At 54.6% G+C, this 25,225-nt stretch carries 13 protein-coding genes, 3 pseudogenes and 1 other annotated feature; of the genes and pseudogenes, 11 read left to right on the top strand and 5 right to left on the bottom strand.

Annotated features, from left to right (window positions below; genetic code table 11):
- The first annotated feature begins 1,113 nt into the window (after positions 1–1,113).
- The 4 genes from Q1A48_RS12725 to Q1A48_RS12710 all read left to right on the top strand — a co-directional run bounded on the left by Q1A48_RS12725 (position 1,114) and on the right by Q1A48_RS12710 (position 9,531).
- Complete coding sequence (locus Q1A48_RS12725; protein WP_299945390.1) at positions 1,114–4,044, top strand: TonB-dependent receptor; 2,931 nt, start codon at positions 1,114–1,116, stop codon at positions 4,042–4,044.
- Between the two features lie 94 nt (positions 4,045–4,138).
- Entirely contained in the window at positions 4,139–5,677 is a 1,539-nt protein-coding gene (locus tag Q1A48_RS12720) for a tryptophan halogenase family protein (RefSeq protein WP_299945387.1), read from the top strand.
- Positions 5,674–7,083 (top strand): tryptophan 7-halogenase, encoded by a 1,410-nt coding sequence (locus Q1A48_RS12715; protein ID WP_299945384.1) that lies wholly within the window; start codon positions 5,674–5,676, stop codon positions 7,081–7,083. The genes Q1A48_RS12720 and Q1A48_RS12715 overlap by 4 nt, the downstream gene beginning before the upstream one ends.
- A 114-nt stretch (positions 7,084–7,197) precedes the next feature.
- Positions 7,198–9,531 carry a trehalase family glycosidase gene (locus tag Q1A48_RS12710; protein ID WP_299945381.1) on the top strand — a complete coding sequence of 778 codons (2,334 nt, stop codon included), beginning with the start codon at positions 7,198–7,200 and terminating at the stop codon, positions 9,529–9,531.
- Positions 9,532–9,703: 172 nt separating this feature from the next.
- On the opposite strand, the gene Q1A48_RS12705 is transcribed toward Q1A48_RS12710, so the two are convergent.
- The 4 genes from Q1A48_RS12705 to Q1A48_RS12690 all read right to left on the bottom strand — a co-directional run bounded on the left by Q1A48_RS12705 (position 9,704) and on the right by Q1A48_RS12690 (position 17,058).
- Positions 9,704–10,831 (bottom strand): alpha/beta hydrolase-fold protein, encoded by a 1,128-nt coding sequence (locus tag Q1A48_RS12705; protein WP_299945379.1) that lies wholly within the window; start codon positions 10,829–10,831, stop codon positions 9,704–9,706.
- A gap of 627 nt (positions 10,832–11,458) precedes the next feature.
- Entirely contained in the window at positions 11,459–13,327 is a 1,869-nt protein-coding gene (locus tag Q1A48_RS12700; RefSeq protein WP_299945377.1) for a glycoside hydrolase family 3 N-terminal domain-containing protein, read from the bottom strand.
- A gap of 145 nt (positions 13,328–13,472) precedes the next feature.
- Positions 13,473–16,049 carry a glycoside hydrolase family 3 N-terminal domain-containing protein gene (locus tag Q1A48_RS12695; protein WP_299945374.1) on the bottom strand — a complete coding sequence of 859 codons (2,577 nt, stop codon included), beginning with the start codon at positions 16,047–16,049 and terminating at the stop codon, positions 13,473–13,475.
- A 343-nt stretch (positions 16,050–16,392) separates the two neighbouring features.
- Complete coding sequence (locus Q1A48_RS12690; RefSeq protein ID WP_299945371.1) at positions 16,393–17,058, bottom strand: haloacid dehalogenase type II; 666 nt, start codon at positions 17,056–17,058, stop codon at positions 16,393–16,395.
- Positions 17,059–17,462: 404 nt separating this feature from the next.
- Here Q1A48_RS12690 and Q1A48_RS12685 point away from each other — a divergent pair, with 404 nt between their 5' ends.
- Both Q1A48_RS12685 and Q1A48_RS12680 read left to right on the top strand, forming a co-directional pair.
- Positions 17,463–18,362 (top strand): alpha/beta hydrolase-fold protein, encoded by a 900-nt coding sequence (locus Q1A48_RS12685; protein ID WP_299945369.1) that lies wholly within the window; start codon positions 17,463–17,465, stop codon positions 18,360–18,362.
- A gap of 442 nt (positions 18,363–18,804) precedes the next feature.
- Positions 18,805–19,047 carry a hypothetical protein gene (locus tag Q1A48_RS12680; protein ID WP_299945367.1) on the top strand — a complete coding sequence of 81 codons (243 nt, stop codon included), beginning with the start codon at positions 18,805–18,807 and terminating at the stop codon, positions 19,045–19,047.
- 165 nt (positions 19,048–19,212) lie between these two features.
- Here Q1A48_RS12680 and Q1A48_RS12675 read toward each other — a convergent pair whose 3' ends face one another.
- Complete coding sequence (locus Q1A48_RS12675) at positions 19,213–20,184, bottom strand: dockerin type I domain-containing protein (RefSeq protein ID WP_299945365.1); 972 nt, start codon at positions 20,182–20,184, stop codon at positions 19,213–19,215.
- A 1,178-nt stretch (positions 20,185–21,362) separates the two neighbouring features.
- Between Q1A48_RS12675 and Q1A48_RS12670 the strand changes: the two genes are divergently transcribed.
- From Q1A48_RS12670 to Q1A48_RS12655, 5 genes and pseudogenes are all read left to right on the top strand, one after another.
- Positions 21,363–22,178, top strand: a complete 816-nt coding sequence (locus Q1A48_RS12670; protein ID WP_299945363.1) for a hypothetical protein — start codon at positions 21,363–21,365, stop codon at positions 22,176–22,178.
- A gap of 367 nt (positions 22,179–22,545) precedes the next feature.
- Positions 22,546–23,178: pseudogene (locus tag Q1A48_RS12665) on the top strand (SDR family NAD(P)-dependent oxidoreductase).
- Positions 23,090–23,293 carry an SDR family oxidoreductase gene (locus Q1A48_RS21850; RefSeq protein ID WP_366523412.1) on the top strand — a complete coding sequence of 68 codons (204 nt, stop codon included), beginning with the start codon at positions 23,090–23,092 and terminating at the stop codon, positions 23,291–23,293. Before Q1A48_RS12665 ends, Q1A48_RS21850 begins: the two are co-directional and overlap by 89 nt.
- 48 nt (positions 23,294–23,341) lie before the next feature.
- Positions 23,342–24,067: pseudogene (locus Q1A48_RS12660) on the top strand (hypothetical protein).
- 47 nt (positions 24,068–24,114) lie between these two features.
- Positions 24,115–25,215, top strand: a pseudogene (locus Q1A48_RS12655) (IS3 family transposase).
- Positions 24,393–24,508 (top strand) — a sequence feature (AL1L pseudoknot). Its footprint overlaps the pseudogene before it by 116 nt.
- Positions 25,216–25,225: the final 10 nt, after the last annotated feature.

Below are 25,225 nucleotides of genomic sequence, written 5' to 3'. Positions count from 1 at the left end.
CCCCAGCGCGTACCAGCGCCAGCTGCCTTTCGGGGTCGAGGGGGTGTCAGGGGGGGACAGGAAAAGTAACAGCCCCTTTATCTTGCCAGCCTGATAGCCCAATATCTGCCCAAGCAGTGTCTGAGCAGACTTTCCGGCATCGGCGGCGTCTGGAGAGACTTAAACAATACCAAACAGGCTGTTTCAACAGGCTTGGCTTAAGGCGGTCATCGGGGATACTGTTTTGAGCAAAATAAAAAATTTCCAACTCGTTAAAAAATACTCAATCGGCAGGCCCTACAGCCCTTTTAAAAGGGTTTTTAGCAAGCTTTAACGCACCACTTCAGAATAATTTTCTTTTCATAACAAACGGCAGTCTTTTAAGAAGGCTGTACGAATTGAATCTTGAAATACCAACCCCTAAAGCCTGTGCAAATATTGTTATTGCTTGTTTAGGTATCCTTCTAACAGGTTGTTGAAAAGTCCTTCCATGACCTTTTTCAACTCGGGTTTGCGGCGTATGTCCGCAAACCCACCACACCAAAACAAGCCGTTACCTGCTTGATTTGCAGCTCGCACATCCCTGTTCAGGTTGGCAGGCTGCTGAAAACCGTACTTTTAGGCCAATAGGGGCAGAGCAGTCTATTTTTTATTTTTGCAAGATACCCAGGCATGAAATGGGTGTGCAAATCCACTCACCCCCAAGCCCCAAAACACGCTTTTTATGGGCGGTAAACGCCTTGTAATACTCTGCACCCTGCCAGCCATTTTGCCAAGCATGCGGGCCAATGCCAACGATACGCCTTTGCCAATTAGTGCAGCCTGTGAAAGTCGGCGGCTTTTTTTACTGCCTCCGAGCGACGATTTTTATTGCATCATCGCGCCACATTTTTCACTTTTGGATGGGCTAACGCCATCGGTTGTCCTCACCTCTGGCCCACGTAAATCAAAAACGCCCCCAAGTCAGATCAAAGCTTCCCTGCTACCGCTTATTCAGCCCCCCTTATCGTAGAAAGTGGCGGAGGGCTTGCCCCCTTGTGGTAAAAACGGATTCTGATCTGACAACGCGGGAGCGCTGCCTGCACAGCCGAGCGGTATCGGCTGCACCAGGTACCCGACAGGCAGTACACAATAATGATAATCATTGATGAGATTCGCGAGATGAGAGATTCTGGCTCCGGTCATTCACGCTGTAAAAGCGGCACCTACTTTAACCGCACTCTGTTGGCAGTCTGTATCGCTGCCGCCACCCACGGGAGCAATGCACAAGATACGCAAACGCCGGGGCCTCTGGAAGAGGTCACTGTGGAAGGTGTCAGAGGCTCCCTGAAAAATGCCCAGGATATCAAACGGGATGCAGCCACCGTTGCCGACGCCATTTCCGCTTCGGATATCAATGCCCTGCCAGATAAGAGTGTTCTAGAGGCCCTGCAGCGGGTTCCCGGCATTTCCATCGAACGCTTCGCCGCTGTAGACGACCCGGATCATTTCTCCATAGAAGGCAGTGGCGCGGCGCTGCGCGGCATGGCACAGAGCCGCAGCGAGTTCAACGGCAGGGACAGTTTCTCCGCGAACAACGGTAACGGGCTCAATTTCCAGGACGTGCCGCCGGAGCTGATGGGTTCAGTGGTCGTATACAAGAATCAGACAGCCGACATGATTGAGGGCGGTATCGCCGGGACCATCAACCTGGAAACCCGCAAACCCTTCGACAGCGATGGACAACAGCTTGCCTTCAGTGGCGCTATGAACTATACGGACATGCGCGGCGAATCCACACCCGATTTCTCCGGTCTGTACAGTAACCGCTGGCAAACCGAAATGGGGGAATTCGGTTTTCTGATCAGTGCCGCCGACTCAGAACTGCGCGTCAGCAATAACTCTGTGGGCCAGGGTGCGCCCCAATTGCTGGATATCCCCGAAATCGGCGAGCGCTGGGTGCCCATCAATGCAGGCGCGCGCATGGTAAACCAGGATCGTCACCGGACCGGTGGCAGCCTGGTCTTGCAGTGGGCCAATCCCGCCGATACCACCCTGGCTACCCTGGAGTATGTGCGCTCCGATGCGTCCACTACCTGGTTCGAAAACGCCCTCCAGTCAGACGACACTGTGGGAACGCCCAGTGCGGACAGTGTGTACACTGGCGATCGTTTTGTCTCAGGAACCCTGGAAGGCGCCGACCGCTACAATAGCTTCGCGCGCCGTTCGGTAACCGACACACTGGTAGAAGACCTCTCCCTGAACCTGGCATTGCACCCAACCGACCGACTCCACATCGCGTTTGACGCCCAGCTTGTGCAGGCGCAAACCCAAGTGCTGGATCTGTCCATCTTCGGCAATACCCGCGCAGACGTAGAAGTCGATTTCTCGGGAGACTCGCCGGAGGTGAACTTTATTGCACCCGTGGGTGTGCCACAATCCAGTGCAGCGTATTTCACCGATCCCGCCAATTATTTCTACCGCGCCGCGATGGATCATATCGAAGACAGTGACGGCGAAGAGAAAGCGCTGCAGTTGGATATGGAATACGATATCGACCAGGGCTGGTTTCAGTCCCTCAAAGGGGGGCTGCGCGCCTCAGAGCGGGAACAAACCACCCGCTGGTCCACTTATAATTGGGGTGTCCTGTCGGAAACCTGGGCCGGCGGCATGAAATTCTTTAACGGTGTCCACGATACCAGCCCCTGGGACGGCCAGCCGGGAACCGATACCTACCCCGCCCCGGCCCACGATGTCTTCGACTTTAACGACTTCTTCCGCGGCAAGACGCCCGGGATTGCCGGTGGCACTATTCTGGTACCGGGTGCTGACCTCCTGGCAGACCACGAGACATTCCGCTCAGAATTGGGGCGCATTTTTGGCTTTAGCAGCCTGAAAGACCGCAACGATCTAGTGGACGGAATCTTCACCCAGCCGGAATACAACCCGGTCAGGGAGGAGCGTCAGTCCGCTTATGTGATGGCAAATTTTGCAAGCCCGGACAATGTCCTGAAAGGAAATTTTGGCCTGCGCTATGTCACCCTGGATTACACCACTGCCGGCGGCGTCTCCTACTCCACCATCAGCGCCAGTTTGCCGCTACCTGCAGATGACCTCGCCTTCTTCAATGGCGACAGCTACCTGACCAGCAGTGCGGCCAGCCATTCCCATTGGCTGCCCAGCCTGAATGTAAAATACAATATCAATGATGAATGGCTAATGCGATTTGGCGCCTCCCGGGCGGTCGCTTTCCCGGATATGGGTATGTTGCGCGACAGCATGGACGTTTACGCCATTGTCACCGAGGTGGATACCGACGGAGATGGTATTGAAGACGCCGCGCGGGTCTCCGATTACCGCGCCGGTACCGGCAACCCCTTCCTCAAGCCAATGACGGCACAGAACTACGACGTCTCTCTGGAGTGGTATTTCAGTGATGTAGGCGCGCTCTCCGCATCGCTGTTTTACAAGGATATTTCGGATTTCTTTGTCAGCGGTGCCTTCCCCAGAGCAGTGACCAACAACAGCGTTACCAAGACGGTGGAGGTGGATGGAGCGGTCAATCTCGGCGACGGCACTGTGCGCGGTTTCGAGGTGGCTTATCAGCAATTCTTCGATCAGCTGCCCGGTGCCTGGAGCGGCCTCGGCCTTCAGGTCAACTACACCTATGCAGACGCCAAGAGCGTACCCAACCCGAACCTCAGCACCAACGATGGCAACGAGGTCGCGGTCGCGTTCGAAAACCTGTCGCTGCAGGGCATGTCCGAGCATACCTACAACCTGGTGGGATTGTACGAATACGATGACATCAGTGCGCGGCTGGCCTGGAACTGGCGCTCCGAGTATTTACTGACCACCCGTGATGTGATCACCAAGTTGCCCATCTATAACGGTGACAGTGGCCAATTGGATGGCTCTGTTTTCTACAACCTTAACGACCATGTGAAGCTGGGTCTTGAGGCCACCAATATTCTGGATCAGGTCACCGAAACGCAGATGCAGGTGGACGCCGACGGCACCAGGCTCGGCCGCTCCTGGTTTATCAACGACCGTCGCATTGCCGCGATTATCCGCATCAACTTCTGATAACCGCAGAGTGATACAAGGCCAAGGTGCGCAAGCGGCGCACTTTGGCCTGGGCGAAAAAGCCGGACGCCCTTGCAACAGAACACAGGCCTGAATGAAAAAAATAATCATACTTGGCGGCGGCACCGCCGGCTGGATGTGTGCCGCAGCCATGGCGCGATTTTTAATTCCACGGGGTATCGCCATTACCCTGATCGAATCCGATCAAATCGGTACCGTCGGTGTCGGCGAAGCCACCCTGCCCCATCTGCGTTTTTTCAACCAGACCCTAGGTATCGATGAAAATGCCTTTATGCGGGCTACCTTGGCCACCTACAAAATGGGGATAGAATTTCAACACTGGGGGCGAATTGGCGACGCCTACATTCATCCGTTTGGCGAATACGGTCGCGAATTGGATGGTATCCCCTTTCATCATTTGTGGTTAAAAGCGCGCCAGTCGGGACGGGCGGCCCCCCTGGATGACTACGCGCTTCCAGTGAAGGCGGCAGCCGCCGGCAAGTTCGATTTTCCACATCCCAACCCCCGCTCGATTCTCTCCACCTTTTCCTATGCCTTTCATCTCGATGCCGGGCTTTACGCCCGCTTCCTGCGGGACTTTGCCGAGCAGCTGGGCGTCGAGCGCGTCGAAGGCAGAGTAGATACCATTGGCAGGGACGAACGCGGGCATATCTCCGCACTGAAATTACAAGACGGCAACAGCCTCGGGGCAGATTTCTTTGTGGACTGCAGCGGTTTTCGCGCGCTCTTACTCGGGGGCACCCTGCAGACCCCCTTCCTGGACTGGTCCCGCTGGCTACCCTGTGACAGTGCCGTGGCGGTGCCCTGCGAGAGCAACCGGCCACCACCCCCTTACACCAGAGCCATTGCCCACAGTGCCGGCTGGCAATGGCAGATCCCCCTGCAGCATCGCACCGGCAACGGGCTCGTCTACGCGCGCGATCACCTGAGCGACGACCAGGCATGCCAGCGGCTGATGAACAGTCTGCCCGGGCCAACCAGTACCGAACCGCGTATTTTGCGTTTTAAGGCCGGGCGCAGGAAAAATTCCTGGGTCGGCAACTGCCTGGCCATCGGCTTGTCCAGCGGTTTTTTAGAACCCCTGGAAAGCACCGGCATTTACCTGATCCAGATCGCCATCACCAAATTCCTGGCGCTGTGGCCCCAGGGCGGGAGCTACCCTGCCGGACGCCGGGAGTTCAACCGGCAGATGTCACTGGAATACGAACGCATCCGCGATTTCCTGATTCTCCACTACCACGCTACAGAGCGCGAGGACAGTGCCTTCTGGCGCTATTGTCGTTATATGGCCATCCCCGATGACCTGAGGCTGAAAATGGCACTCTACCGGGAGCAGGGGTATATCGTCGGCTATGGTCACGGCCTGTTCCTGCAACCCAGTTGGCTGGCGGTCTATCACGGTCAGCGCATTTTGCCAAAGACTTACTCGCCCCAGGCGGATCTTCTGGCCTTAGACGAAATCGACAGGCTGCTCTCGGGCTACCGCCGGCTTGTGCAAAAAGGCGTGGCTGCCATGCCGGACCACGCCAGCGTCATTGCCCGTCAGTGTGGCATGCGTCCCCTACCCGTACCTCCAACGGCGATGAGCCTGTATGGGGGGATTGCACTGTGAATCGTTCAACCAATACAGGATCGGCTGTATCCTCTGCATCGAGCGCGGCGCAACCCGTTCACTGGGTTGTCTACGGCAATAATCCGGCGGCCCGCTACTGCCAGCTCTACCTGGTGCAACAGCTTCCCCGAGAGCGGATTTGCGTATCCCTGGTGGCGCCTGGCGGGAAAGTATCCGGTGCGGGGTTTCTGTTTGGGGACAGTGCCATGGAGCATTGCGAGATAGGGATTGATCCGCGCGACCTGTTGCAATCAAACACTGCCGATATACTTCTGGCTCTCAGGATACAGTCTGAAGCAAACCCCCAGGCAGGCCACTGGCTGGCCTCTGGCGGCTATGGTTTTATGCACCAGGGGCAGCCGTTCTTTCACTGGTGGCAGCGCAGCCGCACACTGTTCGATGCCTCGGAGTTCAATCTTGTCTGCCGGGCCGCCGAGGCGGGCCGCTACGGCGACATACCGACAAACGCGCCGGAAGTGTACCGCAGTTTGGAACGCGGTCTGCAGTTTAGCTACCGCGATTACTGCGATCACCTGGATCTGGCGGCACAATCGCGCAAGCTGCCTGTCTATCGCCAGCAGGCGACACTGAGTCCTGTTGACGAACACCGCTTTGACCTGCAACTGGCGGATGGGACACGAATGCAGGCAGGGTTTATTATCGACTGCGACGGCGCCTTGCTGGCGGAATCCGCGCTACACAATGGGCAGGGCGGGCGCTCTCTACCCCTGCCCGCCAGCCGCATGACCCAGACCCTGAGCGGCTGTCGCAAGCGCCTGACTGCAGCCCACTGCACCATTGGCCGCGATGGCTGGCAACTGAATCTGCGCGGTCTGCGTCTGGATCACAAAGTTATCCCCGCAGAGTACTTGCGCAGTTACCCCCATGCGTGGGCAGGCAACCTGATCGGCCTGGGGGCGGCACTGAATATCGGTGGTCTGGCCGTCGATTCCCTGGCGCAAACCCAGTACCAATTGCGGCAGCTGCTGCCCCTGATGCCGCTGCAAACCGAAGACGGCTGCCTGCGTGCGGCATTCAACCGCCAGGTTGCCACATACAACCGGGAGGTTACCGACCTGCACAGTCTCTGTCACTGGCTTGCCGGCCACACCCGGCGGCTGTCTCCCGGCGCCCGCGCACAGCTGGCACTCTTTCGCGCCAGCGGCAGCACTTTGCAAACGGACATCCCCCTGATCAGTGCGGAAACCAGGCTGTTGTTACCTACCCTGGCCGGCTTCTGGCCGCGACCGGGGACCATTCCCACAACCGGCGGAGACAGCGACTACAACAGATGGGTGCGCAAGCTCTCCGCTGACTACCGCCAGGCAGCCACGACACTGCCCGAATACCATTGTTACCTCCAGTCTCTATGTACATCTTCCAGCAGAGAAAAGCTCTGTGAGTAACAACGCCGGTGCCTGTTTTTGCGACAGGCGTTATCGAACCCATCGCTTATTTTCAGGGCCATTAGCGTGCCCGGCACCTACCATCGCAGCGGAATTACCCGCAGGAAGAACCCCATGCGAATCATCACACTCTGCCTTTTGACTTTTTTCTGTGCCAGCACTCAGGCGGCGAATCCTCCCAGAGACGAGACAGTGCCCCCGCCAGACCTGCCCGCCATAGGCATACAACTTTGGTCCGTGCGGGAAGATCTCAGCCGCGATTTCGAGGGTACCCTGTCCGCACTGGCTGACATGGGCTTTGCTGTGGTGGAGTTCGCAGGAGAGTTCGGTCCCTATGCCGGTCGCGGGCGCGAATTGCGCAGTTTGCTCGATCGACTGGGGCTGAAAGTGAGCGGAGCACATATCGGATTTAATAATGTCACTGCCGGCACCATCGAAGAAACCGCGGGATTTTATCGCGCACTGGGTGCCGAGTACCTGATTGTCGGCTGGGACCCCCGCGGCTGGAACACCGATGGCATCGATGCGCTCATCACAGACCTCACTCGCACCCATCGGCAACTGGAAGCGCGGGGCTTTCGCTTCGGGTACCACAATCACGCTGGCGAAATGTCCCCCTTTGCGGACACCACTTTCTGGGATTATATTGCCACCAACACCTCAGACACTTTCGTGCTACAACAGGACGTGGGCTGGACAACCGCGGCGGGAGACGACCCTGTGGCCAGGGTGATGCAGTATCCGGGGCGCACGCTGACAACCCACTACAAGGCACACTTCCCCGATGCTATCCCGAATGCCCGTCCCATCATCGGCGAAGATGTGATCGACTGGCTGTCGCTTATCCATGCAAACGTCTCCACTGGGGGCACGCGCTGGATTATTCTGGAACAGGAAGCGTACCCCGATGGAATGCGCCCTCTGGCCGCAGTGCGCGCTTCCAAAGCGGGGCTGGACCACTACCTGGCGATCTATCGCACCCGACTGGAAAACGGTGGACACTTTTTCCCCGCCGAACCCTACAGGCCGAAACCCTTACCGGCGTTTTCCCGGGTGCGAGACCAGTTGCCCCGCCCCGTGTTTGCACGCAGGCCGGACTATATCGAATTTTATTACCGCGCCTGGGAAATCGGCTTTGGGCGTTTCACTCAGCCGGCGACAGGCAGCCCGCTTGTGAAAAACTTTATCGACGAGGCCTTTAACGAAAATATCTTTCTGTGGGATATGAGTTTTTCCACCATGTGGGGTAATTATGCCCACCATCTGTTTCCGGCTATTGAAGGACTCGACAACTTTTACGCACTGCAGATGCCAAACGGTGAAATCGTCCGGGAAATCGGCGAGGGCAACGGCCGGCTCGGTGTGAAAGGCTGGTCGGAGCCTGGCACCCCTGGTAGCCTCAATCACCCCATGCTTCCCTGGGCCGAGCTGCGTGCTTACCGTATCACCGCCGACCGGGAGCGCCTGGCGCGCACCTATCCGACATTGCGTGCTTATCGCGAGAGTTACCGACAGATCTACCACCCCGCTACCGGACTGTATCTCACCGACAAGGCTGCCATGGATGACTCACCGCGCAATGACGTCCTGTTGGCCGGTGTGGATGTCTCTGCACAAATGGCCCTCTTTGATCGCTGGTTGGCAGAAATGGCAGACATACTCAACAAACCCGCTGATGCCGACTTCTATCGCCGGCGCGCGGCCCGCTACAGTGATTATCTGAACAGGAAACTATGGGACGCACAGAGCGGTTTTTACTACGACTGGGGCAAAAACGGCAAACGCATGACCATGCGCACCATTGCCGCTTTTTGGCCCATGCTGGGCGGCATTCCCAGTGCAACCCAGGTCGAGCGGCTGATCCGGCATCTGAACGATGAGAAAAGCTTCAATACCGCACACCGGGTGCCCACCCACCCAAAGGATGAAGCGGGTTACAGTGGCGACTACTGGGCCGGCGCCGTCTGGGCGCCCACCAATACCATGGTCATCTCGGGACTGGAAAAATACGGGCACAGGGACCTGGCTCACGAAATCGCTCTCAACCACTTGAATGCCACTACTGAGGTGTACAAGCAGACGGGCACCGCATGGGAAAATTACTTTCCGGAAAAACCCCTCCGTGGCCGCAAGGCCAAACCGGATTTTGTCGGCTGGTCCGGACTCGCCCCCATCACCTACCTGATCGAATACGCCATCGGCATCCGCATCGATGCACCCAACAATACCATCCACTGGTGGCCACGGGAGCTGGGCAGGCACGGCATTGAAAACCTGCGCTATCGCACAGCCAGCGGACGCTGGAATAAGATCAGTCTGGTCGCCGCAGCCCGCAAACACAGCGATGCTGCGCTGCGCTTCAGCACCGCTTGTGAGCAGAGTTTCAACCTGGTGTTGCACGGCAAAAGCGGCACCGAGAAACACACTATTCACTGCACGCACCACTGATCAATTCAAAGACGCGGTGACGCCTGCTTGGATATTTTCAGAATCCAGCACCCAGGCACGACGGCTTCTGCGGTTTATCAAAAAATGGCGTCGCCCAGAAGCGTCTGCTGTCTGTTTTATCCTTAAGAGATAAGAGAAGAAATTAATCCAGCATATCTTTTTGTAGCCAGCTTTATTTTTTACCAGAGTCTATGCCTTTAAATACCGGCGAGTTTGGATAGTAGTTTATGGCCAGCCTTACCAAATCCCTTAACTCCCTCCTGCGCCCTTTTCTTTCCAGCCTCTTTGCTGTCCCCAGTAAGGTTTGCGCCGCATAAAATGAATCTTCGAGAGGTATAATTTCGAATCCATATTGCTTAGAAAGCTTCTCATAGAACGCTTTTATTGCATTTGCAGGGCTTTCAGAATGCCAGAACTCTCTATAGGGAACACGCCAGGTATGGTAGGGATAAATGTTTTCCAAACCATGTTCGATCCCGGAAATTGACATTCCGTAATGGTTTTCGTTTTCAAGAACTTCTATTTTATAATTGATATCAGGGTTCGCTGTATCTCTAAGCTTTTGGTTTAGCTCAACATAGGCCAAAGCTTCCTCCTTTGGCCTCCGCTTCAAGTCATCGCTCGCCTTACCTATGTAGATGGCACTCTTGGAGCGCTTGTTGTCTTGAATAGCCTGCAACAATCTTTCTGCTATGGTTTTTCCAGAGGTCGTCTTTACCGCCAGTTCAGCGGCAAGCACAATATATCCATCAAACAGGTCAGGCTCATTCCAAAAGGCCTCCAGTACCGGGCCAAACGTTGGTGACATACCGATGATAGTTTTGTGTGTATTGACCCGATAATTGTTTTCAAGAAAAGGGAAAAGCTCTTTTCTATAGAAAACCAAATAATCCTTAATTCTCTTCCCGTCAGCATCACCAAAAAACGTGCTGCCATCCGGGTAGCGTAATGACATCGCCATATCGTAGCGTTTCCCCGTACTATTTGGGATGCCCACCACAATACTTTCTGGCATTTCATTTCTGGAAACTTTAATTTTTACGATTGCGCTTGCAGCCTCAAACAAATATTCAGTATCCATAACAATAATCACAGGATAACTGTGGATATTCCGGTGATAATTTGATGGCAGAGAAATGTATACTGCTCTTTCTTCACCCAATATATCTGAATATAAACGGGTACTTTCCCCTATGATGATTTTATCTTTATGATTTTCAGCACTGGAAGAAAAGGTTGAAAACAAAAAGAGGACCAAGAGTAAAAGCTGTACAGAAAGGTTTTTTAGTGCATGGAGCATTTACTTTCTTCTTAGGATAAATAATGCGGTTTATACTTGCCCGATGGCCACACAGGATACAGCCGATTCCTGAAAACAAGAATCCCTTTTTAACCACGGAGAATAGTTCTGCCTGCCCATTCCAGACTACAGGTGACTTCTTCTGCAGACACTTCAGCAAATATCCACTCAATGGCAGTTTTTCGCACCAGATGTTGCACTTTCGTACTAAATTTTCCGATGTCGTATTTGCCAACCGGGAGACGATATTGTATCTATTTTTACCGGTAAGCAATGGTAAAGGATGCCCAAGCGTGGGCGCGATAAGGGCAAACAGCGGGCTCTATGGCTACCATACCAGCCGCAGTGGTGCCGTGGCCAGCAACCCGCAGCCCGATTTTAGCGCTCCCTGCACACATCACTTTCTCTCAATGACCGGCTGCGGGTTGCCAGTGCCTTTGCCATAGCGCATCGAACCCGCTCTATACCCGTCCGCTGGCCGGGCAACGCCGCGCTGATTTCCGGTTGCGGCGAAAAGGCAAAAGGTGTTTACAACCAAAAGAAGCGAGTTTACCCGGCCGCAAAACCCTGCCTCCGGAGGTGGTGCGGGTTTCAGTCCACAGGATTTTTTTGCCGGGCATCCCCCGCTTAGCGGATACTGCTTGGGGCGTCGTAAGTCAGACCGAAGCCGTAGGGAAACAGCGGATCGTACTCCGCATCTCCAATATTAATCGGCAACTGTGCCAGACTTTTCGGCCAGGTCACCGGCAGCTTGCCGGATGGCGCCTGCTCGCCAAAGAGTACATCGGCCACCCCCGCGCCCTCACTGCCCGGCAACCAGGCGGCGACTGCGGCCTGCCAGGACCGAATGGCCTCGGCAATCATCAACGGTCGCCCGGAAATGATCACAACCACCATGGGAACCCCACTGGCCTGCACTCGCGCCAGCATCTCGCGTTGGGATTTCGCGAGTGTGATGGGTTGGCATTTACTGCAGGGCTGCGGGCGGTAGTCCCCCATGCCCTCCGCATAGGGCTCCTCCCCCACCACAACGAGGGCCACATCGTGCCCGGCAGCCCCCTCCCCCGAAGGACTGTAGGTGACTTCCCGCTCGGCCAGCGCACGGATGCCATCGAGGATGGTGGTGCCGCGGGTGATACTGCCGCGCTTGCCCTGCCACTCAATGGTCCAGCCACCGGATTGCAGGCCTATATTGTCGGCGTGATCGCCGGCGACAAAAATCTTTGCCTTTTTCCCCAGCGGCAACAATCCGCCTGCATTTTTCAACAATACCAGGGACTCGCGCACCGCCTGTCGCGCCAGGTCGCGATGTGTCGGATGCCCGAGCAGGCGGTCTGCATCCGGCGCCGCGGCCAGTGGTGGCAGCGGCCATTCAAACAGTCCGGCCCGGAACTTGGTGGTAAGGATGCGGGTTACCGCCTCGTCGATACGCGCCATAGGCACTTCACCGGCTTCGACCGCTGCGGTGAGGTCGGTGATAAAGTCCCGCCATTTTTCCGGCTCCATCACCATATCCAGACCGGCATTGACGGCACGGACAATACGCGCGCGGTTGGTCTCGGCAGGAATCTCGCCGAGTGCCGACCAGTCGGAGAGTGTGATACCGGCAAAGCCGAGTTCTTTCTTGAGAGTACCGGTCACCAGCGCCTTGTGCTCATGCATCTTGGTACCATCGACACTGCTGTAGGACACCATCACGCTGCCCACATCAGCCTTAAGTGCCGGTAGGTAGGGGGCGATATGCAATGCGCGCAGACTGTCCGCGCCAAGACGTGTATCGCCGCGGTCGATCGCATAGCCCTCATCACCGGTACCGTAAGTGGTACCGCCATCGGCGACCCAGTGTTTGGCGGTGGCGAGCACTTTGTCAGCCGCCAGGTTGTTGCCGTCGAGCCGCTCTCCCTGTAGCCCCTGGATGAAAGGGCCCGCGAAGGCTGACACCAGCTCCGGGTCCTCGCCAAAGCACTCATAGGCGCGCCCCCAGCGATCATCACGGGCCACACACAGGGTGGGTGCAAAAGTCCAGTGAATACCGGTGGCCGCCACTTCCTTTGCCGTGGCCGCGGCGATCGCACGCGCCAACTGCGGATTGCGGGTCGCACCCAGGGCAACATTGTGGGGAAAGATGGTGGCTCCCAGCACATTGTTATGGCCGTGCACTGCATCGGCACCATACAGGATTGGAATGCCAAGACGGGTGCCACTGGCAGCCGCCTGATAGCCCTGGATCATCTCAACCCAATCACTGCGACGATTTTCCCCGGGAATGGAGCCGCCACCGTTGAGAATAGCACCGAGATAATAGTTTTTGACATCTTCCGCAGTGGCATACTGGCGTTCGGCCTGGGTCATCTGTCCGACTTTTTCCGCCAGTGTCATCTTGCGCACAAGCTCGCGAACCTTCTCCTCCACAGACGTTGCCGCCTGCGCTGTGACGACACCCAGTACCAGTACTGCGGCCGCGACGGTTGTGCTGGCCACTCGGGACTTTTTCATACTTTCTTCCTGCTAAACGGTTTTTTATTCACCCGGTGATCAACCGCAGGGATTGCTGCCGCCCTCGCCACCGCGATAAGGCACCGCTGGGTTATCAAAAGTTTGTGCCAGCTTACAGCGGCTGCGCACCGACGTCTCAGCCCCTTCAGCCCTCGCACGAAATCATCGCACTGCCAGCGGCACCCGGTACATATTTGACGTTGGCAACCGCCAACGCGAGGGCGCCCTCACTGGTAATCGACAGAGCAGCCGACACCCGGCTGAAATCCGCACCCCCGGCAACAAAACACTGCAGGTCGATGGAGACCTTTGACCAGTTGCCGGGTTGCAGTTTTGCCAGTGCGGATTGCAGTGGCAATTCAGCCGCGCAGCCCGCACCACAATCGATTCCCGCCCGTACTGCATGCTCGGGCGTGCGGTCGACACGCACATCCAGTGTCAGCGCTGCGCGCTCTTTTAGATAGCGACTGAGGTCCTGGGGGCTCTCGGCAGCGAGCCGTACCGCCCCCGGACGCAGGCCTTTCCAGCGAATCTGGCGCGCGTCCTCCTGAGACTCCCAGTCGATGGCGGCCACAGTAATATTGGTGTCCGGGCCACTGCTGGACCGGTTACCGGTAACGGCCACCGGTTCCCGTTGTTCTTCGGCAATCAACAGTTTCCAGGGCGAACGCGGGCGCGACACCATCAGCCAGGCATCTTCGAGTGCGCCGTCGGAATAGGTCTCACCGTCCTCTGACAGGGTGTTGCTCACCAGGGACTGCGCACCATCCTGCAGCCCGTAGCCCAGTGGGAACAGCGGCGCGTAGGCCGCGTGATAGGGATTCAATACGGTCTGATGCACATAGTGCGGCCAGCTGAATGGCAATGTCCCGCTGAAGCGGTATGGTCTCTCACCTTCGGGGCTGGTAAACAGCACATCGGCCACCCCCACCCCCTCGGAGCCCGGCAGCCAGGCGGCGACAAAGGCATCCGAGGCATTCAGCTCCTTATTGACCCACAGCGGACGGCCGGACAGAAAGATACTGACCACAGGAATCCCCTGTTTGCGCAGGGCTTGCAGCAGTGCCAGATCGCTGTGACTGCCGAGCTGATACTCCAGGCTGGCCAGGTCGCCGTGCCATTCCGCATAGGGCGCTTCACCGAATACGACGATGGCCACATCGGGCCCATCGCCACTGGTAAAGGTGGCGCGGGAGAATCCGCCGCGCTCGCTCAGCACCGCCTCACCACCGGCAGCTTCGACCAGTGCCTGGATGCCTTCAAAAATCGTAGTCGCACCGGGGAAGTCTTCACGGGTATTGCCGGTGCCCTGCCAGGAAATAGTCCAGCCACCGCTCTGTTTGGACAGGTTGTGCGCACCGTCACCGGCTACCAACACGTTCTGTGCGGGCGCGAGTGGCAACAGGTTGTTGTTGTTTTTCAGCAGCACCAGCGATTTGCGCACCGCCTCGCGGGCCAGTGCACGGTGCTCCGCACTGCCCAGAATGCCGCTTCTGCCAGCCAGCGGGCGCTCGTGTTCGAACAGGCCAGCGCGAATTTTTACCCGCAGGATACGCCGCACGGCATCATTGAGGCGCTCGGGACGAATCTCTCCGCGGCTGGCTTGCGCCAGGGTGTTTTCATAGAGCTTTTTCCAGTCCGACGGTACCATGAACATATCCAGACCCGCATTGATTGCCGCTGCACAACTGTCCAGGGTACAGCCGGGCACGAAGCGGTGGCCATTCCAGTCACCCACAACAAATCCATCAAATCCAAGCCGTGCTTTCAGTACATCGGTTAACAGGTGCTTGTGGCCATGCAAAGGCTCACCATTCCAACTGTTGAAGGAAGCCATCACTGTCTGTACCCCTGCCGGCAGTGCGCCCAGGTACCCCGCCCCGTGTACTTTTGCCAGCTCACGCTCGGGGACCTGGTTGTCACCGCGGTCGATACCGCGCGTGGTACCGCCATCACCCACAAAGTGTTTGGCGGTGGCAACGAGATGCTCACCCCGCAGGAAGTCGCTATCGTTCTTCTCTCCCTGCAGGCCCTTGACCATGGCCTCTGCGTAGGCCTTCACCACAGCCGGGTCTTCGGAATAACTTTCATAAGTGCGACCCCAGCGGTCATCGCGCACCACCGCAACCGTGGGGGCAAATGTCCAGTCGATACCGGTCACCGCCACTTCGCGGGCAGTGGCCACACCGATACGGCGGATCAGGTCCGGGTCTCGGGCCGCGCCCAGGCCGATATTGTGGGGAAAGAGAGTCGCACCGACGATATTGTTGTGCCCGTGTACCGCATCGCTGCCCCAAATGATCGGGATGGCGACCCCACCATCACTGGTATCCATGGACGCAGCAAAATAAGCCTCGGACAGTGCGAGCCAATCCTCTGGCGTGGCGAACTTGTCATTATTCGGGTAGGTGCCACCACCATTGAGCACCGACCCCAGATGGTATTTCCTGACGTCTTCGGGGGTGGTGTATTTGATCTCGGCCTGGATCAACTGGCCCACCTTTTCCTCGATAGACATCTGCGCCATCAGCCCGGTTATGCGCGCCTCCAGCGCCGGGTCAACCGGCAGTGCCGGCGGCAGCGCGGGCCATACGGAAGTCGCGTGCGCGGCAACGGTATCCGCAATCATTGTCTCAGCCCGGTGCTGCCCCTCGCGCTCGCAACCGGCCACAATCGCACTGCAAAGCAGCACCCCCAACATTTTTCGCCTGGGCAATGACATCGCGTCTCTCCTCATCGTATTTTTCACCACCGGTACAGGCGACCACCCCGCGCAGTGCGAGAAACCAGTGGCGCGCGGCCCACGGGCAGATTTTTCAGGTATTCGGCCATCACGCCTAGAGCGTGCCTCCGATGCAGAAGCAACAGTCCATGAATCGATGCGGCGGACATGGGAGTATGGGTTTCTGTACCAGCGAGCCTGATAAAATGCAGCCTTCACGGCAAAGCTGCAACAAAGGGCCAACACATTGTCGGCGAGAGGGACTGAATTCTGGCTGAGTGGGAAAGCCTGGGCCCGCTTAGGTAATGTCAGAGCGCGCGCGTTGCAATGGGTAATTCATTCGTCAACCGATTGAATCAAGACCACGCAAATCCGTTACCGTTTTAGTGGGCTCCAATCCCCAGGGATCAAAAACGGCCTCCGGCGAGCGCTTGACCCATACCGCTTGCAGGCCTGAAGACAAGCCTCCAATAATATCAAAAGGATTGCTTGAAACCAGCCAGAGGTTTTTTGCCGGTGAGTGGGTTTCCCGTATAAGGTAACTGTAAACTGCCGGGTTGGGTTTAAAAGTCATAATATTATCGCAGCTGACAATACCTTCGAAATAGTGTTGTATGCCCACATGCCTGAGCAGGGATTCGACCGCTTTTTCCTCTCCATTTGAAAAAGCAACCATCTGGATTTTTCTTTTGTGCAGCGCTGCGAGAGCGGGCTTTACATCATCAAAGTCAGGCAGCGTCAGGTAACTGTCGATAACTCTTTTTTTCTGTTCTTCTGACAGTTGGATACGGTAAAACCGGCAGGTATATTCCAGTGCATCGTACGTACACCGGGAAAATGGCTGGTACTTCTGCATTAGCCCGCGACGAAAAGCATATTCAAGCTGCTTTTCCCGCCATGTACCGCTAAACGCACTGGCCCTGGAACCTATCCATTGCGTAAGGATCGCGACAACGCCGTGGGTATTGATAAGCGTGCCATAGACATCAAAGGCCAGTGTGACGGCCATAGTCGTTTCCTTTCATGAAGAAGGCATACTCCAATAGCGCAAAGCTGGATCTGCCGGACTTGGTACAAGTCTTGCGCACTGGCTGGCCGGACAGCAGAGCACCTGTTGCTTCCCCACTCCGGCTTGACGCTTATTGGTTGAAAAAACGCCGTAACACCGTGCTGTTACCGCTTATATCAAAATAGCCGTAGTGCAGCCCTTAGCCCATCTATACGCGAATTTTCTTCACCTGAGACGTATTTACACATCTTTGCGACAGGAAGCACCCTGCCAGGTAGCAAGTGTCATATCCCATCTGATAGGCTTAACGGTCTTGACAGCCCTCTATGGCAGCTAGACACACAAATAAATTCGGCCAGGACACTGATTGCAAGATCAGTGTCCCCGCTGGATATGGGATAAAAATGAAAATAATTGGGTTATGGATACTGGGCCTGATGGCCCTGGCAGCACAATGTGTACAGGCAGGTACCGCGGAACCTATCCCCTTTACACGTCAGGGCATTCTGTCCTACCACTTTCAATCCGATCTTCTGGGGCGGGGGTTTGTGATCGACGTGTTACTGCCCCTGACCTATAACCCCGAAGCCAATACCCGATACCCGGTCATCTATATGACCGACGGTTTCATGCATTTCCCCATGACCGCCCCCAATCTGATTCAGGAGCAGATGCCGGATGCACGGGGAAAGGCCAAAATTCCGCCAGTGATTCTGGTTGGCATTTCTCATCCAACCGACAGCACCAGCCTCAGGATGCGCCTGACCGACTTCACCCCCGTAGCGGGGGAAATTCAGGGTACTCTGCTGGGCGGTGGTGCGGACCGCTTCCTGGAATTTGTCGAGAAAGAATTAAAACCCTTTATCAATAATTCGTTTATGGGGGATGAAAACGACGAGACAGTTGCCGGCCACGCCCTGGGGGGACTGTTCGCCCTGCACACTCTGTTCAATCACACCGACAGCTTTGATCGCTATGTCATTGGCAGCCCCAGCATCTGGTGGGCCGGGAAGCAGATCCTGGAGAGCGAACTGGCCTACGCGGAAAGGCACTCAGATCTGCCAAAGAGTGTTTATCTGTTTATCGGTGGCGAAGAAACCTGCCTGGACGACATGTCCGTCTGCGGTGTGCGGGACTTCGGAGGCTTGCTCCAGCGCCTCGAATCCCGAAGCTATGACAATCTCATCCTGCAAAAGCACATCTTCGACCATGAGAATCATGGCACAGTGGTGAATCCCGGTTACGATAAGGGACTGGAACAGGTATTCAAATCCCCACTCCCGCCGAGAAAATACTCCTTCTAGGTTGTTAGCCGGACTGGCCATGCCTCCAAGGCGTTCCAATCCTGCCCAGCGGGATTGTTTAAACCAATCACCCAGGCCCTATAGCGATGTACAGGGCTGTGCTGTCACCCTCCAAAAATCGACGCAACTCCATGTACAAAAAGCAATTCCGCCCAGCAGTTGCAGTGTTCGGTGTTGCAGGGGCAGTAATCCTATGGCGGATGGAAGCCTGAGTTGTTAGCCGGATTGATCCCCTGCGGTTACCCTCACAGGTTGCACCAATAACCCAACCGCCCCTGCCGGCACTAATGGGGTAACTGGCGCGATTTTAATGGTATGGTAGGATTTACCTCAGTGGATGGGGTTGCTTCACACACCCGGGAACACCCGGGAACACTTGGGATCGCCTGGCGATTGCCTGCCACTGCAGCTTTATTACAGTATTTCCTACAGGGGGGGTTAGATGCCTATAAAAAAATGGATTGTGCAATACGGTATTGCTTTACCAGTCACCTTTGTCCTACTGGCCGGCATTCAATACTGGAAAGGGAGAGGGCTGGAATATGCCATAGAATTTGGCATCCTGTGGTCACTGGCCTCTGTCGCGCTATTTGCAGCGACCCGCATCTACTATTTTCGCAAAGGCATGCACTGTAAGGTTTGCAATGATCTGCCGGAGAATGCGCAACCCCGACAGGAAACCTGACAAGACCAATCGGTCTTCTTCTACCTCTTGCCATCACTGGTGAAAACCGGGCAAGCCCACAACCGCATCGGCACTTGAAAAGCGGCAGTCAAACTGATCGTGGAAGACCGGTTTGACTGCCGGGTACATAACCTACCTCAGGAATGCGTCTGTGACCCCCTCATGTTATTTGCAGCCCAGCCCGGAATTTTTGGTTACCAGATTGTAATCGCGGGTATTTACCACAAAATCCCCATTTACATCCAGCGATGCGGGCGCGTCGGGAATCCGCTTGCCCAGGTAGGGCAGCATTTTAATCAGGTCGTTCTGGTCCACACACCCATCCCCATTCACATCAAAACGGGAAGTGGTGGGGATGCTGGACGAGTCATCAATGAGTGCAACGTAACCGCCGGAGGCCGCGGCCATGGTGTTGAACAGGCCACCCGCATCACCGGGGGCGAATTGATGATTAAAGGAGACCGCCGGTGTGTCGCCAGCCAGAGCCACAGGCTGGCTGTAACGGGCCAGACTGATATAATCGCCAAAAACCCCAAAATAGATAGGCACAGTCGCTACACCGGCGCCCGCTGTCTGGTAGGGTGGCACATCAAAAGGGAATAATTCCTGCCAAACCCTGCCCTGCCAGCTCAGGGGCTCCCAGGGCTCCACACCATCGGCATCCCCCGCTCCGCCGCAACTGAGCCCTGCACTGGAATTTTCCTCGCCATCGGAGAGTACCCAAAGTGTGCGATACAGCAGCGGTGTGGCCAGTTCCAGGTCATCGATGGCGGAGCAGACCGTGTGCGCCAGTGGTGTGCTCCCTGAGCAACCCTGTGCCGACAAAAGGTCTATGGCCTGTATGGCATTGGCTTTGGAAACAAAGCCACCGGTACGGTTCGTATAGGCATTGTTTTGGAAGGTCCATACGCTGATCTGCGTACCTCCCACAAGGCTGTTGTTGATTTTGTCCTTGGCGATCGACAGGGCATCTTTACAGCGGGTACTGGCCACACCATTACGCACCGTTGCAGCCGTCATGGAGCCACTGCGATCAATTACCATGGTGGCGTGAAAGGTCTGTGCCAGAGCGAAAGTACCGCTCAGGCTCAGTAACAATCCCGTAGCAGTTGTTAAAAGAACGCGCAATATCCTCATTACTATCTCCTTATAGTAGGTCGATTGGTGACTCAAGTAATCCATATCGTGGTTAACGGCAGATCCATACCGGGAAATATCAAGCCCAAACTGCACAAACATGCATTCAGTATTCACCAGGCAATCAAGCAGAATTTTCAGCATCTATTGATCTATCATCCTGGAAATACTGCCTCAATGCCCGATAGAACTTCTTCAGCGGCTTGCAGCCGGTATCTGTACGACACTGCACAGTAATTTTCCGGCGTTTATTGCTATCAGAATTGATATAAATCAGAAACAGTCAATACTGTAAAACCAACCGAACAAGCCAGATATCGGTAACCACATTAAAAATCCAATATTCCCAAAACAACAAATAACGTATACTTAAAAATAATTCCCGGGTATTGATCCAAGCGCTTACAACAAAAAGCGGGGCACGGCCCCGCACGTCATATTAACAGCCGCAATTGGGAACACAAGCATCCATTGTGAACTCTTGGTGAAAAATGAACGTATAATCGTGCCGCAAGAACGGCTTTTCGGCGGCGCGAGGTTAACAACTTTGCGTTAAGAAGCTATTTCTTATCGCAAGCTTGTCATACAAATTTTCTATTTTTTTACCCATAGAAAATACTACCTGCTCCAAGACACAGAGAAGCTTTAGTGGGTGAAGTGTTTATTAATGTTTGATAGCTTTGCTACAGTACATCGAAAACTTTAACGTAGTCTGTTTAAGCTGACTGTATACAAGCCGGCATTACACAACCTACACCAGCCTGAGAGTCGCAGTGCAAACAATGCATTAGGAGTCCGTTATGTAGGTTATAAGATTTACTTGCGTACCACCAAGTTGATGCCCCACTAGAAACATTCTGCGCCACAGAATGATCAATTTATGGCTTTGTGTATAAAGCAGAGGGAAGGAAAATAATACACAAACGATCTTCAGTGAAAAATCATGGCCAGACCGTACAATACCAACCAGGACCCGGTTAGCGCAGCATTAAAATATACGCCAAAATCCTCTTATCACGCCATAGAGTATTCGCATACAGTGTTACTAAAGTGTTACATTGGTATGCGCACATAGCCCCACCAAAGTGCCAAATAAACGCGCTTATCCAATCGACTAGGCAACCTGACGCCTATTCTATTGCCCCACAATAAATACAATCCAAAAAAAGAGGTTACCCATGAAAAAGTTTTTCATGCCATTACTGGCTACACTGGCGGTAACACTGTACCTGATCGGATTCTCCCCCCTGGCGTTCGCCGATGGCATTCCAGGCAGGAACGACGAAAACCCAAATCCACCTACCGGTGGCACAGCTTTACTGATGGCGAACGGGATCTATAATCCAGCCGACCCCTCCTTTACCCCACCAACCCCGGATGAATTTGACACCCTGATCATGGGCCGCAGTGAAACAGAGAAGCTTGAGCGCAAGCAGTTGGCCATTGGGTATTTTCAGGCGCGCTATGGTATTGATTTAACCAGCGGCTCTGCGGATTTCGGTAACATCCTGCTGATGGAATCTGTATTTGATCCAAGAAATAACTACCGGGCCTACCATTTACCAATCAGTGCCGGAGACAAGGGGAAAATCGCAAAGAACGGCCGCATCGTATATGACCGGCAGTTTGTGATGTTTGTTGGGGCACTGGGGTTAAGCTCCACCTTAGCCGGGTCCTGGGGTGGGGCTTTGGGGATAACGGTACCACCGGGCACTGTTGCCGTGGACGGCGATTATCTTGTTCAGGGTAGCAATCATTTCCGTATCAATCATCCCAGGAATCTCTATCTCCGCTTTCAAAGCGTCGATCCAATATTCAACGCCGCTTCTGGAGATATAAAATTCAATTGTGTGTTATTAAACAAACATGGCGAGATTATTGGCGCTGCCATCGGCAGACAGGAGTTTGTGGCACTTGATAATAGCAACAACCTCTTCCAAATGGCGGTGCAAAATATCTGGCAGTTTCCAGCCCCAGAATGGGCACTCCCGTAACACCGCCAGTTATTGCCGGAGGGTAATGTCAAAGCCCTGAATTGGCAGAGAATGCTTTCACACATCGCACCGGGTTGATTGCAGGTCATTGTATTGAGATATGCCGGTATAACGGACTCAGCCTTTGCGTTTTAGGCTTTGTGAACACAGTTATTAAAAGATCAAGAGTGCAGCTATTGACCCGACTTTAGCGATACCCAATGGGGTAGATCTGTCAATCTTTACAGAAATCCATAAATTCATTAAAAATTGCTTTCAAAAATATAAAACAACAACACAAACTCAGCCCCTTACACATTGCACCCTGCATTTCTGTATTTATTGATTGACGAAAATACATTTCCTTAAAATTATAAGAGGTGTCATCATGCAAGGGAAATTACATAATAAAACTGCGGTAATTACCGGAGGTGCCAATGGTATTGGCCGTGCATTCTGCAAACATCTTGCCGGGGAAGGCGCGGACATTATTATCGCGGATATAGCATCTACTGAAGAGACTTTACAATAAGTAGATAAAATAGGCCGTAAATCATTATCGGTAAACTGCCACCTCAACAATATATCGGATATTTACCATTTATCACAGTCGGTTGATACATATTTTGGCGGTGCTGATATATTGGTTCATAACGCTGGCATTTATCCATCAGCGCTATTTGAGGATATGCAATTTAAAGAGTGGCGCAAGGTGATGTCACTCAATCTTGATGCCATGTCTCATTTGGTAAAGGCTTTCCTTCCCTATATGAAAGAAAATCGCTGGGGAAGAATTGTTTCCATGTCTTCAACCACCTTTCACTCCGGCATAGCAATGAACGCACACTATACAGCGAGTAAAGCAGCGCTGATAGGCATGACCCGGGTATTGGCAACAGAACTCGGGGAGTATGGCATTACGGTGAACTGTATTGCCCCCCGGGCTTGTACGCACAGCCACCACGGAATCCGGGCCACAGGCACAGTGGTTCGATACATTGGCCAGGCAACAGGCCATTAAACGCGTGCAGAAACCTGCCGATTTGGTGGGCCCACTGGCTTTTCTGGTCTCTGATGACGCAGCGTTTATTACCGGGCAAACGCTGTTGGTTGATGGAGGTTGGCAGTTTGCATGATAGCCGGAGAGTACAATAAATAGAATAATAAAATAGAGGTGCATTAAAATGACAACGCTTTTTTCAGAACTGGATATAGCTGGCCTTCAATTAACAAACCGCATTATCATGGCGCCTTTCAGCCGCGCACGCGCATTACCCGATGGAACACCAAGAAACAACCTGACTGCTTTATATTCTGCACAGCGAGCCTCTGCTGGTTTGATTATCAGGGAAGCAGTGTATATATCCCCTGAAGGTAAGGGGTACGCATTGTCACCGGGGATCTAAAGCCAGGCGCAAATCCATAGCTGGCATCCAATAACCCATGCTGTGCATAAGGCAGGCGGTCGGATATTTTGCCAGCTTTGGCACGTGGGCCAGGCATCTCATACCCGGCTACAGCCCGGTGCTCAATCGCTTGTAGCGCCGTCGGTAATCCAGGCAGAAACAGAAGTGTATCTCTCGGGCCAGATGGTACCTGCCTCTCGCCCGCGCGCCCTGAAATTGGAGGAAATCCCAAGAGTCATTGCAGACTATCGCCAGGCTGCAATCAATGCCCATGATACCGGTTTTGATCGCATTGAGATTCACGCTGCTAACGGCTACCTGATCGATCAATTTATTCGGGATGCTTCCAATCAACGCACCAACGGGTATGATAGGCCGGTAGAAAATCGACTTCGTTTTATGACGAAAGTTTTGCAGGCGATATTGGAGGTTTGGCCTGCAAATCGTGTCGGCATTCGCCTGAACCCGTTTTCCTCCACAAACAATACATATGACAGTGAGTGAATCACCCCAGGTTTCTCGGAGGGTAACTTTCTTGAGAAAATTAGTCAATGAGCAAACAACCTGGATACTCCCCCGAAGTACGGGAACGCGCAGTTCGCATGGTGTTGACCGGCGAACACGAACATAAATCACGCTGGGCGGCGATTACATCTATCGCCTCCAAGATCGGCTGTACACCTGAGACTCTATGATCATGGGTCAACAAGATAGAAGTCGATAACGGCACTAAGCCCGGCACCACTAGTGGTGACGCAGCCCGCCTTAAAGAGCTGGAGCGCGAAGCCCGCGAGCTGAAGCGTGCTAACGAGATCTTGCGCAAGGCTGCCGCTTTTTTGACCAGGCGGAGCTCGACCGCAAACCGAAGTAATGGTGACATTCATTGGTCATGAGCGTGAGGCGCACGATGTCGAGTCACTCTGCGAGGTTCTGCCGATTGCACCGTCGACTTACTATAACTACAAGCATCTGCAAGCCAATCCAAAGCAGCGCTGTGTGCGCGCTCAACGTGACGATGAGCTGAAGACTGAGATCCAGCAGGGGAAGGCGTTCGAAGAGGCAAGCGCTGCGTTACGACTATCCCAGACGAGCTGGCCGACATGCCGCTGGACCTGGTGAACCGTGAGTTTACGGCGGAGCGCCCCAACCAGCTTTGGGTGGCCGACATAACCTATGTCGCAACTTGGTCTGGCTTTGTTTATGTCGCATTCGTTGTCGATGTATTCTCCCGCTACATTGTTGGCTGGCGCGTGTTAAAGAGCCTCCAAACCGACATCGTGCTTGATGCTCTGGAGCAGGCACTGTGGGCACGGGGCAAGCCCCGCGGCGTTACCCATCACAGTGATCGAGGTAGTCAGTACCTGTCGATTCGATACACTGAGCGGCTTAGTGAGGCGGGCTTCCAAGCGTCAGTCGGCAGCATCGGCGACTCCTACGACAACGCACTGGCAGAAACCATCAACGGCTTATTCAAGGCGGAGCTCATCCACAGAACAGGCCCCTGGAAAGGACTGGATGAGGTTGAACGCGCAACCTTGACCTGGCTCGACTGGTTTAACCATCGCCGCATTCTCGAGCCGATTGGCGATATGCCTCCAGCCGAATACGAAAACCTGTATTATCAGCAAGCCGAGTCTGCCCAAGCGGCATGACTCAAATCAA

It is taken from the genome of uncultured Microbulbifer sp. (assembly GCF_947489355.1).
In the GTDB taxonomy this organism is placed as follows: domain Bacteria; phylum Pseudomonadota; class Gammaproteobacteria; order Pseudomonadales; family Cellvibrionaceae; genus Microbulbifer.
Note: the sequence above shows the minus strand (reverse complement) of the source record. Positions and strands in the feature narration are given on the sequence as shown.